Origin of the sequence: Streptomyces sp. NBC_01439 (genome assembly GCF_036227605.1) — a bacterium.
In the GTDB taxonomy this organism is placed as follows: domain Bacteria; phylum Actinomycetota; class Actinomycetes; order Streptomycetales; family Streptomycetaceae; genus Streptomyces.
Window position 1 is genome coordinate 2792902 of the sequence record NZ_CP109487.1, and the last position, 15893, is coordinate 2808794.

At 72.9% G+C, this 15893-nt stretch carries 2 protein-coding genes; both read right to left on the reverse strand.

From position 1 onward, the window contains the following. Positions 1-3: 3 nt before the first annotated feature. Positions 4-10818, reverse strand: a complete 10815-nt coding sequence (locus OG207_RS12115) for an SDR family NAD(P)-dependent oxidoreductase (RefSeq protein WP_443072858.1) — start codon at positions 10816-10818, stop codon at positions 4-6. 82 nt (positions 10819-10900) lie between these two features. After that, positions 10901-15889, reverse strand: coding sequence for a type I polyketide synthase (locus OG207_RS12120; RefSeq protein WP_443072859.1), 4989 nt, complete (start codon positions 15887-15889; stop codon positions 10901-10903). Between the last annotated feature and the right edge of the window lie 4 nt (positions 15890-15893).

The window sequence follows — 15893 nt, forward strand, 5'->3', positions numbered from 1 at the left end:
GGCTCACGCCTCCCGCGTCGTGTCGTTGAGCGCCATCTCGATGAGGCTCTCGGTGTCCATCCCGTCGATGTCCTCGGCGTACTCGGCCTCGGACACCCCTCGTTCCGTTGCGCCCGTCGGGCCGCCGCCCAGTCCGGTGAGTTCGAGGAGGCTGTCGAGCAGCCCTGCCTCCCGGAGCTGCGGCAGCGAGAGGGCCTGGAAGGCCTGGTGCAGCCGCGCCTCGACCTCCGCCTCCGGGCGCGCCTCCGGCGCCAATTGCTCCCTCAGGTGGGCGGCGAGGGTGCGGATGCTCGGGTAGTCGAAGATCAGGGCGGCGGGCAGTCGGAGCCCGGTCGCCTCGTTCATGCGGTTGCGGAACTCCACGGAGGTCAGCGAGTCGAAGCCGAGTTCGTTGAAGGCCCGCTCCTCCTCGATGGTCTCCGTTCCCCGATGGCCCAGGACGATCGCGGCCTGAGCGCGGACCAGGTCGCGCAGCAGCGTTTCGCGCTCGGCCTCGGGTGCCTCGGTGAGCCTGCGCCGCAGGGTGTCGGCCCCGGTGCCGGCGGTGCCGGCGACCCGTCGCGCCACCGGGGCCCGTACCAGTCCGCGGAAGAGCGGCGGGAGTTCGGCGCCGGCCTCGCCGAGTGCCTTGAGGTCCAGCTTGACCGGGACCAGTGCCGGCTCGCCGAGCGCGACGGCCGTGTCGAAAAGGGCCGTGCCGAGCTCGGCGGTGAGCACCTCCACACCGGCCCGGGCCGCGCGCCGCACGTCGGCCTCATCGAGCGTGCCCGCCATGCCGTCCGTGCCCCACATGCCCCAGGCGAGGGACGTGGCGGGCAGCCCGGACGCCCGGCGCTGTTGCGCGAGGGCGTCCAAGTAGGCGTTGGCGGCTGCATAGTTGCCCTGTCCCGGACCGCCCAGTACGCCGCCGACGGACGAGAACAGCACGAACGCCGTGAGTCCCGCGTCCCGGGTCAGCTGGTGCAGGTTCCAGGCCGCGTCGACCTTCGGGCGCAGTACGGCGTCCATCCGGGCGGGTGTGAGGGACGCGATCGTGGCGTCGTCCAGCACACCGGCGGCGTGCACCACGCCGGTCAGTGGGCGGTCGGCGGGGACCCGCCCGAGGATGTCGGCCAGCGCAGCGCGGTCGGCGACGTCGCAGGCCTCGACGGTGACGGTCGTGGCGCCCAGCCCGAGGAGCTGCTGGCGCAGTTCTCCGGTGCCCGGAGCATGCACGCCGCGCCGGCTGACGAGCAGCAGGTGTCGTACGCCATGTTCGGCCACCAGGTGGCGGGCGAAGACCGCGCCCAGACCACCGGTGGCTCCGGTGAGCAGCACGGTGCCGGCCGCGTCCCACGTGGGAACGGTCCCTGCGCCGGAGTCCGCACCGGCCGGGGGTTCACCGGCGTCCGCACCGGCCCGGGCGACCCGGGTCAGCCTGGGCACGAGCACCGTGCCTTCGCGCAGCGCCACCTGCTCCTCGCCCGACGCCAGAGCTGCGGTCAGCGCACCGCGCGAAGCGACGGAGTCGTCGAGGTCGGCCAGCACGATCCGCCCGGGGTTCTCGGCCTGCGCGGAGCGCACCAGCCCGCCCACGGCGGCGCCGGCCAGGTCGACCGCCTCCCCGGCGTCCCCGGCCACCGCCCCGCGGGTCAGCACGACCAGGGTGGACGCGGCGAACCGGTCGTCGGTCTGCCAGGCCCGGAGGGCCGCCAGCACCCGGTGCGTCTCGTTGCGTACGGCATCGGGTTCGCTGCCCGTACCGGCGGCGGCGCCGCTCACCAGCACGACCACGTCGGCGCCGGTCGCCCGGTCGAGTCCGTCGGCCTCCTCGGCCTCGAGCTCCGCTGCCCACTTGGCGGCCTGCGGCCCGACCACGGCCCAGGATCCGGTCCTGGCCGTGCTCTCCGCGTGGATCGGGGACCAGTCCACCCGGTAGAGGGAGTCATGGAACGCGGCTCCTCCGGAGCTCAGCTGGTCCGCCGAGACCGGCCGCACGGAAAGCGAACCCACCACGGCGACGGGCCGGCCCCGGTCGTCGGCGATGTGCAGGGCCACGGCGTCCCGGCCCGGCACCGGGCGCAACCGCACCCGCAGCCGGGTGGCGCCGGTGGCGAACAGTTCGATGTCCGACCACGCGAACGGCAGCTCCGCCCGGTCACCGTCCCTGGCGAGCCCGATGGCGTGCAGAGCGGCATCCAGTGCCGCCGGGTGCAGCCCGAAGCCCGTAGCGCTCGCCACGGTCTCTTCCGGGAGGACGACGTCGGCCAGTACGTCGGCACCGTCGCGCCATGCGGCGGTGAGCCCCTGGAACGCCGGGCCGTAACCGAGCCCGCCGTCGGCGAACCGCTCGTACATGCCCGACAGTTCGAGCGCATCGGCACCGGCCGGCGGCCACACCCCCAGGTCGAAGGAGGGGTGCGAGACGACGTCGTCGAGTGCGCCCGTGGCATGCCGGGCCCACGGGTCGCCCGCCGCGGCCCCGGACTGACGCGAATGCACGGTGAAGCGCCGAGAACCCGTCGCGTCCGGGGTGCCGACGGAGATTTGAAGATCCACGCCGCCCCGCCCGGGCAGTACCAGCGGGGCTTCGAGCACCAGGTCCGCGACACGCCCGCAACCGATCCGGCCACCGGCGTGCAGGACCAGCTCCACGAAGCCCGTGCCGGGGAACAGCGTCGCGCCCCCGAAGGTGTGGTCGGACAGCCAAGGATGGGACTGTACGGAGACCTTGCCGGAGAAGAGCACCCCGTCGGCCTCGGCAAGCTCGACCGAGGAGGTGAGGAAGGAGTGCTCGGAGGAGCTGTAGCCGCTGCCACCGCTGGTGTCCGCGTCGAGCCAGTAGTGGTCGTGCTGGAAGGCGTACGTGGGCAGATCAACCCGGCGGGCGCCCAGACCGGCGAACAGCGCCTGCCAGTCGACGGAGGTGCCGGCCCGGAAGGCCTGGGCGAGCGCGGTCAGCAAGGTGTGCGCCTCGTCCCGCCCCTTGCGCAGGACCGGCACCAGGAGCGCAGTGTCCTCCAGGGACGCCTGGGCCATCGCGGACAGGACACCGTCGGGACCCAGCTCGATGAAGGTCGACACACCCGCGGCCTCGAGCGCCCGGACGCCGTCGGCGAACCGCACCGGCTCACGGACATGACGCACCCAATACTCGGGATCGGCCAACTCCCCCGCACCGGCGACCCGCCCGGTCACGTTCGAGACCACCGCAATACGCGGCTCACCGAACTCAAGACCCCCAACCACCTGCCGGAACTCCTCCAGCATCGGGTCCATCAACGGCGAGTGGAAGGCGTGCGAGACCGCCAGCCGCCTGGCCGCGACACCCCGCGCCTCCAGCCTCGCCACCACCTCCAAAACCGGGCCCTCCGCGCCCGAAACCACCACGGACTCCGGCCCATTCACCGCCGCCAAACCCACACCGTCGACACCACTCAACAACGGCAGCACATCCGCCTCAGCGGCCCGCACCGCCACCATCACACCACCAGCGGGCAACGCCTGCATCAAACGACCCCGCGCAGCAACCAGCCGACAAGCACCCTCCAGGGACAACACCCCCGACACGTGCGCAGCCGCGATCTCCCCCACCGAATGACCACCGACGAAGTCAGGGCGCACCCCAAAAGACTCCACCAAACGGAACAACGCCACCTCCACCGCAAACAACGCAGCCTGCGTATAAGCGGTCCTGGTCAGCAACTCCTCCTCGCCGAAGATCACCTCCCGCAACGGACGTGCCAGGTCGGCGTCGAACAGCGCACAGACCTCCTCCAGCGCTCTCGCATACACCGGGAACCGGGCCGCGAGCTCGCGGCCCATACCCACCCGCTGACTGCCCTGACCCGTGAACAGGAACGCCGTCTTGCCCTCGGCGCGCACAGTGCCGCCGATCCCGTCCCCGACCGCCAGCGCCTCGAGACCGGCAAGCAGCTCCGCACGATCCGTACCCAGTACCACCGCGCGGTGATCGAAGAGCGCACGCGAAGTCACCAACGAGAAACCGGTATCCACCAGGGATAAGTCCGCACCAGCAGCAACGAACTCGTGCAACCGCGCCGCCTGCGCACGCAACGCATCCGCCGTACGACCCGACACCACCCACGGCACCGGAACACCCACGGGCCAACCCGACACAGCAACATCCCCGCCGGCAACCACCTCCCCCACAACCTGCCCCGGAGGCTCCTCCACGATCACATGCGCATTGGTACCGCTGATACCGAAGGACGAGATGCCCGCACGACGCGGCGCACCGTCCGTTGTCTCCCACGTCCTGGCCTCGGTCAGAAGTTCGACCGCTCCGGCCTCCCAGTCGACGTGCGTGGACGGCTCGTCGACGTACAAGGTCCTCGGCATGACGCCGTGCCGCATCGCCTGCACCATCTTGATGATGCCCGCGACTCCGGCGGCGGCCTGCGTGTGGCCCATGTTGGACTTGATCGAGCCGAGCCACAGCGGGCGGCCCTCCGGTCGCTCCTGGCCGTACGTGGCAAGGAGCGCCTGGGCCTCGATGGGGTCGCCCAGGGTGGTGCCGGTGCCGTGCGCCTCGACCACGTCCACGTCGGCCGCCGACAGCCCTGCACTCGCCAACGCAGCTCGGATCACACGTTGTTGGGAAGGTCCGTTGGGGGCCGTCAGGCCGTTGCTCGCACCGTCCTGGTTGACGGCGGAACCACGGACCACCGCGAGCACCTGGTGACCGTTCCTGCGCGCGTCCGAAAGGCGCTCCACGAGCAGCACACCGGCGCCCTCGCCCCAGGCCGTGCCGTCCGCGGCCTCCGCGAACGCCTTGATCCGGCCGTTGGCCGCCAGGCCCTTCTGTCGGCTGAACTCCACGAACACCTCGGGGGTCGCCATGACCGCGACGCCGCCGACCAGCGCCAGCGAGCACTCGTCGCGCTGGAGGGCCTGGATGGCCCAGTGCAGTGCGACCAACGACGACGAGCAGGCCGTGTCGACCGACACCGCCGGGCCCTCGAAGCCGAAGGTGTAGGAGACCCGGCCGGAGACGGCGCTGCCCATCGCGTGGCTGGTCGGGTAGTCGTGGTACATCAGCCCGGCGAACACACCGGTCCTGCTGCCGCGCAGCGCCGCCGGGTCGATCCCCGCGTGCTCCATGGCCTCCCAGGACGCTTCGAGGAGCAGCCGCTGCTGCGGGTCGATGACGAGTGCCTCGTTCGGGCTGACGCGGAAGAACGCGGCGTCGAAGTCGGCGGCGTCGTGCAGGAAGCCGCCCTCGTTGACGTAGCTGGTGTCGGGGCGCACCCGGGTGGGGTCGTAGAGCCGGTCCAGGTCCCAGCCCCGGTCGTCGGGGAACTCGGAGACCGCGTCGCGGCCTGCGGCGACCAACTCCCAAAGGTCGTCGGCGGACTTGATGCCGCCGGGGTAGCGGGCGCTCATGCCGACGATCACGATCGGGTCGCCGTCCGTCGCGGTGGTACGCGTCGGGTCCGGTACGTCCGCCGGCTCCCCGGCGCCCTGCAGCGAGCCCAGCAGCTGCTCGTACAGGTAGCCGGCCAGGGCGGCGGACGAGGGGTAGTCGAAGACGAGGGTCGCGGGAAGGCGCAGGCCGGTGGCCGCTCCCACGCCGTTGCGCAGTTCGACCGCTGACAGCGAGTCGAAGCCCAGTTCGCTGAAGGGCCGTTCGGGCTCGACCGCATCCGGTGAGCTGTGCCCGAGCACCTGCGTGACCTGCGTGCGCACGAGGTGCAGCAGCTCCCGCTCGCGCTCCGCGCGATCCAGCCCGGCCAGCCGTGCGACCAGCGTGCCCGCCTGGGCTGTGCCTCGTGCGGCCGCTCGCCTGGCGACCGGCACCAATCCGCGGAAGAGCGGGTCGAGCGTCTCGCCCTGGGCGCGGAGCGCCGCGGCGTCGAGTTTGACGGGTACGAGCGCGGGCTCGCCCGAGTCCCGGGCGGCTTCGTACAGCGCGAGGCCCTCGTCGGCGTTCAGCGGGACGATGCCGCCGCGGGACATGCGCTCGCGGTCGACCTCGGCCAGTGCGCCGGCCATGCCGCCGCCCTCGGCCCAGGGCCCCCAGGCGAGCGAGGTGGCGGTGAGCCCCATGGCTCTCCTGCGTGCCGCGAGGGCGTCGAGGAAGGCGTTGGCCGCCGCGTAGTTGCCCTGGCCCGGGACGCCGAGGGCCCCGGCGGCCGACGAGAACAGCACGAAGGACGTGAGGGGGTGGTCGCGGGTCAGTTCGTGCAGGTTCCAGGACGCGTCGACCTTGGGGCGCAGCACGGTGTGCAGCTGTGCCGGGGTCAGCGTCGCGACGGTGCCGTCGTCGAGGATGCCCGCGGCGTGCACGACGCCCGTCAGCGGATGCTCGGCGGGGACGGTGGCCAGCAGCTCGGCGAGTGCCTCGCGGTCGGCGACGTCGCAGGCCGCGAAGGTGACGCTGAGGGCGCCCGACTCGAGCAGTTCGGCGTGGAGTTCGGCCGTACCGGGTGCGTCCTTGCCGCGTCGGCCGACCAGCAGCAGATGGCGGACTCCGCGCTCGGTCACCAGGTGGCGGGCGAAGAGTGCGCCCAGGCCACCGGTCGCGCCGGTGATGAGTACGGTGCCGTCGGCCTCGGAGGCGGCGGGAGGTCGGCCCGGTTCCCCGGCGGGCAGGGCGCGGGTCAGGCGCGCGGCGTGGATCTCGCCCGCGCGCACCGCCAGCCGGCCCTCGCCGAGGGTGGCCACGGCAGCCGGCAGGGCGCGCAGGGACCGTACGTCGTCGTCGATGTCGACCAGGACGATCCGGCCGGGGTTCTCGGCCTGCGCGGAGCGCACCAGCCCGGCGGCGGCAGCGCCGGCCAGGTCCTGCACGTCACCGCCGTCGAAGGCCACCGCACCGCGGGTCAGCACGACCAAAGTGGACGCGGCGTACCGGTCGTCGGCCAGCCGGCCCTTCAGGGTGGCCAGCACCCGTTCGGTCTCGGCGTGCACGGACCCCACCAGGTCGGAGGTCGGGGCGCCGGCGCCGGCATCGGACGTCGCGGCGCCCATGGGCAGCAACACGAAGTCGGCCGCCGCCCCGGCATCGGCGTCGGCGTCGGCGTCGGCGTCGGCGTCGGCGTCGGCATCCAGCACGGACGCGACTCCGAGCCGGTCCGCCCACTGTCCTCCGTCGCCTCCCCCGCCGAGCACCGCCCAGCTGCCGTCGGCCGCTTCCCCGGCCGGGAGCGGTGTCCACGACAGCCGGTGGAGCGAGTCGTTGCGGGCTCCGGCCGCGGCCTTGATCTGCGCGTCCGACACGGGGCGTACGACCAGGGCGCCCACCGACGCCACCGGTCGACCCTCGGCATCCGCGATGTCCAGCGATGCCGCGTCCCTGCCGTCAACCGTGCGCACCCGCACCCGGAGGTGGGTGGCGCCGGTCGCGAACAGCTCGACGTCCGACCAGGCGAACGGCAGACCGCCCTGGCTGACGGCCTCCGAAAGGCTCACCGCGTGCAGTGCCGCATCAAACGCCGCCGGGTGCAGCCCGAAGTCCACCGCGTCGCTGTGGACGGTGTCGGGGAGCGTGACCTCCGCGAACACCTCGTCGCCGTGCCGCCACGCGGCCGTAAGCCCTTGGAACACCGGGCCGTACTGGAGGCCGCCCGCTGCGAAGTCCGGGTAGACGGCGTCCACGGCGACCGGTGCGGCGCCCTCGGGCGGCCAGGCAGCGAAATCGAAGGGTGCGCTGCGCCGGCCTGTGGACAGTGCGCCGGTCGCGTGGCAGGTCCACGCCGTCTCGGTGGGTGCGTCGGCGTCGCGCGAGTACAGCCGAACGTCGCGGGCAGCACCGCTGCCCGGCGCGCCGAGCAGCACGAGTACCTGCACCCCGCCGGTCGCGGGCAGCACCAGCGGTGCTTCCAGAACGAGTTCCTCGACCCGGTCGCAGCCGACCTGCTGGCCGGCGCGGACGGCCATCTCGACGAGTGCGGTGCCGGGGACGATGACCGTGCCGGACACCATGTGGTCGCCGAGCCAGGGGTGGCTGTCGTGCGACAGGCGCCCGGTGAGCACCAGCCCTTCGGAGTCGGGCAGTTGGACGACCGCGCTCAGCATCGGGTGCCCGGTGGCGCCCAGACCGAGCGAGGAGGCGTCGGCCGGGGCGGGGGCCTGGTCGAGCCAGTAGCGCTCGCGCTGGAAGGCGTACGTGGGAAGGTCCACCGGCCGCGCCCCGGTGCCGGCGAACAGCGCCTGCCAGTCGACCGCCGTCCCTGCCCGGAAGGCCTGGGCGAGCGCGGTCAGCAAGGTGTGTGCCTCGTCGCGGCCCTTGCGCAGGACGGGAACGAGCAGGGCGGCTTCGGGCTTCTCCAGGGACGGCTGGGCCATCGCGGACAGGACGCCGTCGGGACCCAGCTCGATGAAGGTCGACACACCCGCGGCCTCGAGCGCCCGGATGCCGTCGGCGAACCGCACCGGCTCACGGACATGACGCACCCAATACTCGGGATCGCCCAGCTCCCGCGCACCGGCAATGGTGCCGGTGACGTTGGAAACCGTCGCGATCTGCGACTCGGCGAACTCGATCTGCCGCACCACCTGCCGGAACTCCTCCAGCATCGGGTCCATCAACGGCGAGTGGAAGGCGTGCGAGACCGCCAGCCGCCTGGCCGCGACACCCCGCGCCTCCAGCCTCGCCACTACCTCCAAAACCGGGCCCTCCGCGCCCGAAACCACCACGGACTCCGGCCCGTTCACCGCCGCCAAACCCACACCGTCGACACCACTCAACAACGGCAGCACATCCGCCTCAGCGGCCCGCACCGCCACCATCACACCACCAGCGGGCAACGCCTGCATCAAACGACCCCGCGCAGCAACCAGCCGACAAGCACCCTCCAAGGACAACACCCCCGACACGTGCGCAGCCGCGATCTCCCCCACCGAATGACCACCGACGAAGTCAGGGCGCACCCCAAAAGACTCCACCAGACGGAACAACGCCACCTCCACCGCAAACAACGCAGCCTGCGTATAAGCGGTCCTGGTCAGCAACTCCTCCTCACCGAAGATCACCTCCCGCAACGGACGTTCGAGACCCGCGTCCAGAAGGACACAGACCTCATCCAATGCGCGCGCGAACACGGGGAACCGGGCCGCGAGCTCGCGGCCCATACCCACCCGCTGACTGCCCTGACCCGTGAACAGGAACGCCGTCTTGCCCTCGGCCCGCACAGTGCCGCCGATCCCGTCCCCGACCGCCAGCGCCTCGAGACCGGCAAGCAGCTCCGCACGATCCGTACCCAGTACCACCGCGCGGTGATCGTGTACGGCGCGCGTGGCGGCGAGGGAGAAGCCCACGTCGACCGGGGACGGCTCCGGTCCTGTGGTGAACTCCCGCAGCCGGTCGATCTGCGCGCGCAGCGCCGCGGCGGTGCGTCCGGACACCACCCACGGCACCGGAACGCCCGAGGGCCAGCCGGACCCGTCGGCGGGCCGCGACGCCTCCTCCCCGGCGGGCGCGGCGGGCGCCTCTTCGGTGATGGCGGGCGCCTCTTCGAGGATCACGTGCGCGTTGGTACCGCTGAGACCGAAGGAGGAGACCGCCGCGCGATAGGGCCGGTCGGTGCGCTCCCACACCGTCCGCTCGGTGAGCAGTTCGACGTTGCCCGCGGTCCAGTCGATGTGCCGGGACGGTTCGTCGACGTGCAAGGTCCTGGGCAGGATGCCGTGGCGCATCGCCATGACCATTTTGATGACGCCCGCGACTCCGGCCGCCGCCTGGGTGTGGCCGATGTTGGACTTGACGGAACCCAGTCGCAGCGGGTTTTCGGCGGTGCGTCCCTGGCCGTACGTCGCGAGGAGCGCCTGCGCCTCGATGGGGTCGCCCAGCGTGGTGCCGGTGCCGTGCGCCTCCACGACGTCCACATCGGCAGTGGACAGCCCGGCGCTGGCCAGCGCGGCGCGGATGACCCGCTGCTGGGAGGGGCCGTTGGGGGCGGTGATGCCGTTGCTCGCGCCGTCCTGGTTGAGTGCGGAGCCGCGTACGACGGCCAAGACGGGGTGGCCGTTCCTGCGGGCGTCCGCGAGGCGCTCGACGAGCAGCACACCGGCTCCCTCGCCCCAGCCGGTACCGTCCGCGGCCTCCGCGAAGGCCTTGCAGCGCCCGTCGGCGGACAGACCGCGGGCCTTGCCGAACGCGATGAACGGATCCGGAGTCGCCATCACGGTGACGCCGCTCGCCAGCGCGAGGGAGCACTCGCCGCGGCGCAGCGCCTGGACGGCGAGGTGCAGCGCCACCAGCGACGAGGAGCACGCGGTGTCCACGGAGACCGAGGGCCCCTCGAAACCGAGGGCGTAGGAGATCCGGCCGGAGAGCACCGCGCCGTTGGTGCCGGTCGTCATGTACGCCGAGGACTCCTCGGGCAGTTTCAGGCCGAAGTACGACTGGCCGTTGGTGCCGGTGAAGACGCCGACGGGGCCGCCCTTGAACGCGTCGGGGGATATGCCGGCCCGCTCGAAGGCCTCCCAGGAGGCTTCGAGGAGCAGCCGCTGCTGCGGGTCCATGGCGATCGCCTCGCGGGGGCTGATCCCGAAGAACTCGGCGTCGAACTCGCTCGCGCCGTGCAGGAAACCGCCGCTGCGGGTGTATCCGCTGACGGCCCGTTCGTCCTCGCTGTCGTAGAGGCCACCGGTGTCCCAGCCGCGGTCGTCCGGGAATCCGCTGATGGCGTCCTTCTCCTGGACGACCAGTTCCCAGAGGTCTTCCGGTGAGCGCACCTCACCCGGGAAGCGGCAGGCCATCCCCACGATCGCGATCGGTTCCGACTCGACGTCACGCAGCCGCTGCCGCGTTTGTGCGAGGTCGGCCGTGGTGCGCTTGAGATAGTCGAGCAGCTTCTCTTCGTTCCCCATCAGGGCCTCACCAATTCTCTTAAGTCCAGGAACTGTTCGTGGAACTGTTCGTGCAGACGACGCTTCGGGAGCACGTGAGTTCCCGTCAGGAGATCCCGAGTTCCTTGTCGATGAAGTCGAACAATTCGTCTGCCGAAGCGGCCTTCAGCTGGTGGGCGACCGCGGCCGCCTCCTGGGTGGCGTTCGCCTCGTTCAACCGGGTCAGCAGGGCTTGGAGTCGGGTGGTGACCTTGGTGCGTTCGATCTCTTCCGGTGCGAGGGACGCCACGAGGGCCTCCAGTCGGTCCAGTTCGGCGGCCACGGAGCCACTCCCCGCACCGTCGGCGGGTACCACCAGTGCCTCGTGTAGCTGCTCCGCCAGGGCGGCGGAGTTGGCGAAGTCGAAGAGCAGGGTGGCCGGTAGTTTCAGGCCGGTGGCGGTGTTCATGCGGTTGCGCAGTTCGACCGCGGTCAGCGAGTCGAAGCCCATGTCCTTGAAGGCCCTCGTGGGCGGTACGGCCTCGGGGCTGTCGTGTCCGAGCACCGTGGCGACCTGCCCGCGCACCAGGTCGAGCACGGCGCGCCGTTGCTCGCTCGCGGTCAGTCCGGCGAGGTGCTCGGTGAACCGGGCTGCGTCGGCCGCCGATGGGGCGCCGCCGCGGGGCCGGTCGGCGGTCAGTGCCCGCTGGGCTTCGGGGACCCCTCCGATGAGCGGGCTGGTGCGGCCCGCGGTGAACGAGGGCGCGAGCTCGGCCCAGTCGGCGTCGACGACGCCGATGCCGCTCTCGCCGCGTTCGAGGACGCCTTGGAGCGCGGCCACGGCGAGGCCGGGGTCCAGTTCGGTGAGGCCGCGCCACCAGGCGCGGTCCTGGGTCTCCTCCTTGGTGGCCATGCCGCCGCCGCCCCAGGGCCCCCAGGCGATGGAGGAGGCCGCGAGACCGCGTGACCTGCGATGGTCGGCGAGGGCGTCCAGGTAGGCGTTGGCCGCCGCGTACGCGGCCTGTCCCGCGCCGCCGAGCAGGCCCGCGACGGAGGAGAACGACACGAACGCGGTCAGGTCGAGGTGCTGGGTCAGCTCGTGCAGGTTGCGGGCGGCGGCGACCTTGGGCCGCAGCACTCCGGCGAGCCGTTCGGGGGTGAGGGAGCCGAGGGTGCCGTCGTCGAGTACGCCGGCGGCGTGCATGACGGCGGTCAGCGGGGCGTCGGCGGGCAGCTCCGCCAGCAGTGCGGCGAGGGCGTCGCGGTCGGACGCGTCGCAGGCGGCGAGGGTCACCGTGGCGCCGAGCTCGGTGAGTTCGGCCGCCAGCTCCCGGGCGCCGGGCGCCCGGTCGCCCCGGCGGCCGGCCAGTACGAGGTGGTCGGCACCGGAGCGGGCCAGCCACCGCGCGACGTGCGCGCCGACCGCGCCGGTGCCGCCGGTCAGCAGCACGGTCCCGGTGGGCCGCCATTCGCCGGCCGCCGGGCTGGTGGCACTGGTGGCGCGCTCCAGGCGGCGTACGAAGACACCCGCGGCCCGTACCGCGATCTGGTCCTCGCCCGTGGTGTCGGCGAGTGCGTCGGCCAGCCGGGCCGTGAGGTGCCCGTCGGGCGCGGCGTCTGCGGGCAGGTCGACGAGTCCGCCCCACAGCTCCGGAGTCTCCAGTGCGACGACCCGGCCCAGTCCCCAGACCTGTGCCTGCCCGGGGTTGACCAGCTCCTCGGTGGCGCCCGCCGCGACCGCGCCTCGGGTCAGGCTCCACACCGGCGCGGGGGTGTCGAGGTCGGCGAGGGCCTGGACGAGCGCCACGGTGGAGGTGAGGCCCCGGGGGGCGACGGGGCCCCGCGGGTCGGGGGTCTCGTCGAGGGCGAGCAGGGAGACGACGCCCGTGAGGGGGGTGTTCGAGCCCACCTCGGTGCGCAGGTGGTCGGCCATCGCCTTGCGGTCGGTGTCCGCCGCCGTGGCGCGGATCCGTACGACGTCGGCGCCGCGCTCGGTGAGGGTCCGTACGACGGCCTCGGCCCACTCCTCGCCGGTGCCGTCGGCAGGCAGCACCGCCAGCCAGGTGCCGGTGAGCGCGGAGCCCCGGGGCACGGAGTACGGCTGCCAGCCGATGCGGTAGCGCCAGGCGTCCACTGTGGCCTGCTCGACGCTCTGCCTTCGCCATTCGGTGAGCAGCGGCAGCACCGCGCCGAGTGACGCCAGCTGGTCGCCGCCGCGTACTTCCAGGGTGTCTGCGAGGGAGTCCAGGTCGGCTCGTTCCACGGCTGCCCAGAAGGCACCGCCGGCCGCGCTGCCCGCGCCGGGGGCCGTGGTCTCGGGCTCGGTCTCGGGCTCGGTCTCGGCCCAGTACCAGCGGCGCTGGAAGGCGTACGTCGGCAGATCGACGCGGCGGGCCCGGCGGCCCGTGAGGCAGCCGGTCCAGTCGACGTGGACGCCCCGGACGTGGAGCTGGGCGAGCGCGGTGAGCAGGCCCTGCGGTTCTGGGGCACCGCCGCGCAGGGCGGGCACGCAGAGGGCCGGCGGCGCGCCGTCCTCGGTGGCGTCGAGGCCTTCGCCGGCCATCGCGGTGAGCGTCGCGCCGGGGCCGATCTCCAGGTAGGTGTCCGCGCCGTGGCGGCGCAGGGTGCGCAGCCCGTCGAAGAACCGCACGGTGCCGCGGACGTGGCGCACCCAGTAGTCCGGGGTGCACAGTTCGCCGGCGTTGGCGAACTCGCCGGTGACGTTGGAGACGACGGGGACCGACGGCTCGTGGAAGGTCAGGCCTTCGAGCACCCGGCGGAACTCTTCGAGCATGCCGTTCATGCGGGGCGAGTGGAAGGCGTGGCTGACGCGCAGTCGCTTGGTGCGGGCGCCGCGCTCGGCGAGGAGCGCGGCGACCTCGGTGGCGGCGTCCTCGTCGCCGGAGAGCACCACCGCGGTCGGCCCGTTGACGGCGGCGAGAGCCAGTTGGTCCTCGCGGCCGGCCAGCAGTGGAGTGACGTCGGCCTCGGCGGCCTGCACCGCGATCATCGCGCCGCCCTCGGGCAGCGCGTCCATCAGTCGGCCCCGTGCGGCCACCAACCGCGCCGCGTCGGGCAGCGAGAGCACCCCCGCGATGTGGGCGGCGGCGATCTCACCGACCGAGTGTCCGACGACGCAGTCGGGGCGCACCCCGAGGGTTTCGAGCAGCCGGTACAACGCGACCTCGGTCGCGAAGAGCCCGGCCTGCGTGTAGAGCGTGCGGTCCAGGAGCGCCGCTCCGTCGGATCCGGGTGCGGCGAACACGACCTCGCGCAGCGGCCCGGGCAGCAGTCCGTCGAGCTGCGCGCACACCGCGTCGAAGGCGGCTGCATAGGCGGGGAACGCCTCGTACAGCTCCTGGCCCATGCCGGGGCGCTGCGCGCCCTGTCCGGTGAAGAGGAACGCCGTCCCGCCGTTGCCCCGCACCTCGCCGCGCACGAGCCCCGGGGTGTCCTGGCCTTCGGAGAGGGCGGTGAGCCCGCGCAACAGTTCCTCGCGGCCGGCGCCGATCGCGACGGCCCGGTGTTCGAAGGTCGCGCGGCCGACCGCGAGCGACAACGCCACGTCATCGGGGGCGAGTTCGGGCCGTTCCAGGAGGTGGGTGGCGAGCCGCCCGGCCTGGGCGCGGAGCGCGGGCTCGGTGCGGGCCGAGAGCAGCCAGGGGGTCGCCGCGGACTCTTCGGTGACCGAGGGCGCGGTGCGCACTGCGGGCTCCCCGGCGCGGTCGGGGGCGGAGACGTCCCCGGGGTTCGGGGTGGTGCCCTCGGGGGCCGGGGCCTCTTCGAGGATGGCGTGCGCATTGGTGCCGCTGATGCCGAACGAGGAGACGCCGAAGCGCCTGGGGCGTTCGCCCCTGGGCCAGGGCACCTCGTCGGTGAGCAGCTCGACCCGGCCCGCCGACCAGTCGACGTGGGGCGTCGGCCGGTCGATGTGCAGGGTGCGCGGCAGTGTCTCGTGCTGGAGGGCGAGCACCATCTTCATGACGCCCGCGACTCCGGCCGCGGACTGCGGGTGGCCCATGTTGGACTTGATCGAGCCGAGCCTCAGCGGCCGTCCTTCGGGGCGGTCCTGGCCGTAGGTGGCGAGGATCGCCTGGGCCTCGATGGGGTCGCCCAGGGTGGTGCCGGTGCCGTGCGCCTCGACGGCGTCGACGTCGGCGGCCACCAGCCCGGCGTTCTTCAGGGCGGCTCGGATGACGCGCTGCTGGGACGGTCCGTTGGGCGCCATCAGGCCGTTGCTCGCGCCGTCCTGGTTGACGGCGGAGCCGCGTACGACGGCCAGGACGGGGTGTCCGTTGCGGCGGGCGTCGGACAGCCGTTCCAGGACGAGGATGCCCGCGCCCTCCGCCCAGCCCGCGCCGTCCGCCGTGTCGGCGAAGGAGCGGCAGCGGCCGTCCGAGGACAGGGCGCGCTGCCTGCTGAACTCGACGAACAGCTGTGGCGTCGCCATCACGCACACGCCGCCCGCCAGGGCGAGCGTGGAGTCACCGGCGCGCAGGGACTGGCAGGCCAGGTGGAGCGCGACCAGCGAGGACGAGCAGGCGGTGTCCGTGGTCACGGCGGGGCCCTCGAGGCCGAGGGTGTAGGACACGATGCCGGAGACGATGCTGCCCGCGGTGCTGGAGCGCGGGTAGTCGTGGTGCATCAGCCCGGCGAAGACTCCCGTCCTGCTGCCCCTGAGCGACGTGGGGTCGATCCCGGCCCGCTCCAGGGCCTCCCAGGAGACCTCCAGGAGCAGCCGCTGCTGCGGATCGGTCTCCGGTGCCTCGCGGGGGCTGATCCCGAAGAACTCCGCGTCGAACTCCGCCGCGTCGTGCAGGAATCCGCCCCTGCGGACGTACGTCCTGCCGGGCTTGCCGGGCTCCGGGTCGTACACGGCTTCGGTGTTCCAGCCCCGGTCGGTCGGGAAGTCGGAGACGACGTCGACGCCGTCGGCCACGACCCGCCAGAGGTCCTCCGGGGACCGTACGCCGCCAGGGTAGCGACCGCTCATCCCGATGATCGCCACGGGTTCGTTGCGCGCCTCCTCGGCCTCGCGCAGCCTGCGGCGGGTGTCCTGGAGGTCGGTCGTCGCGCGCCGGAGGTAGGTGCGGAGCTTGTCGTCATGCGCCATCAGGGTC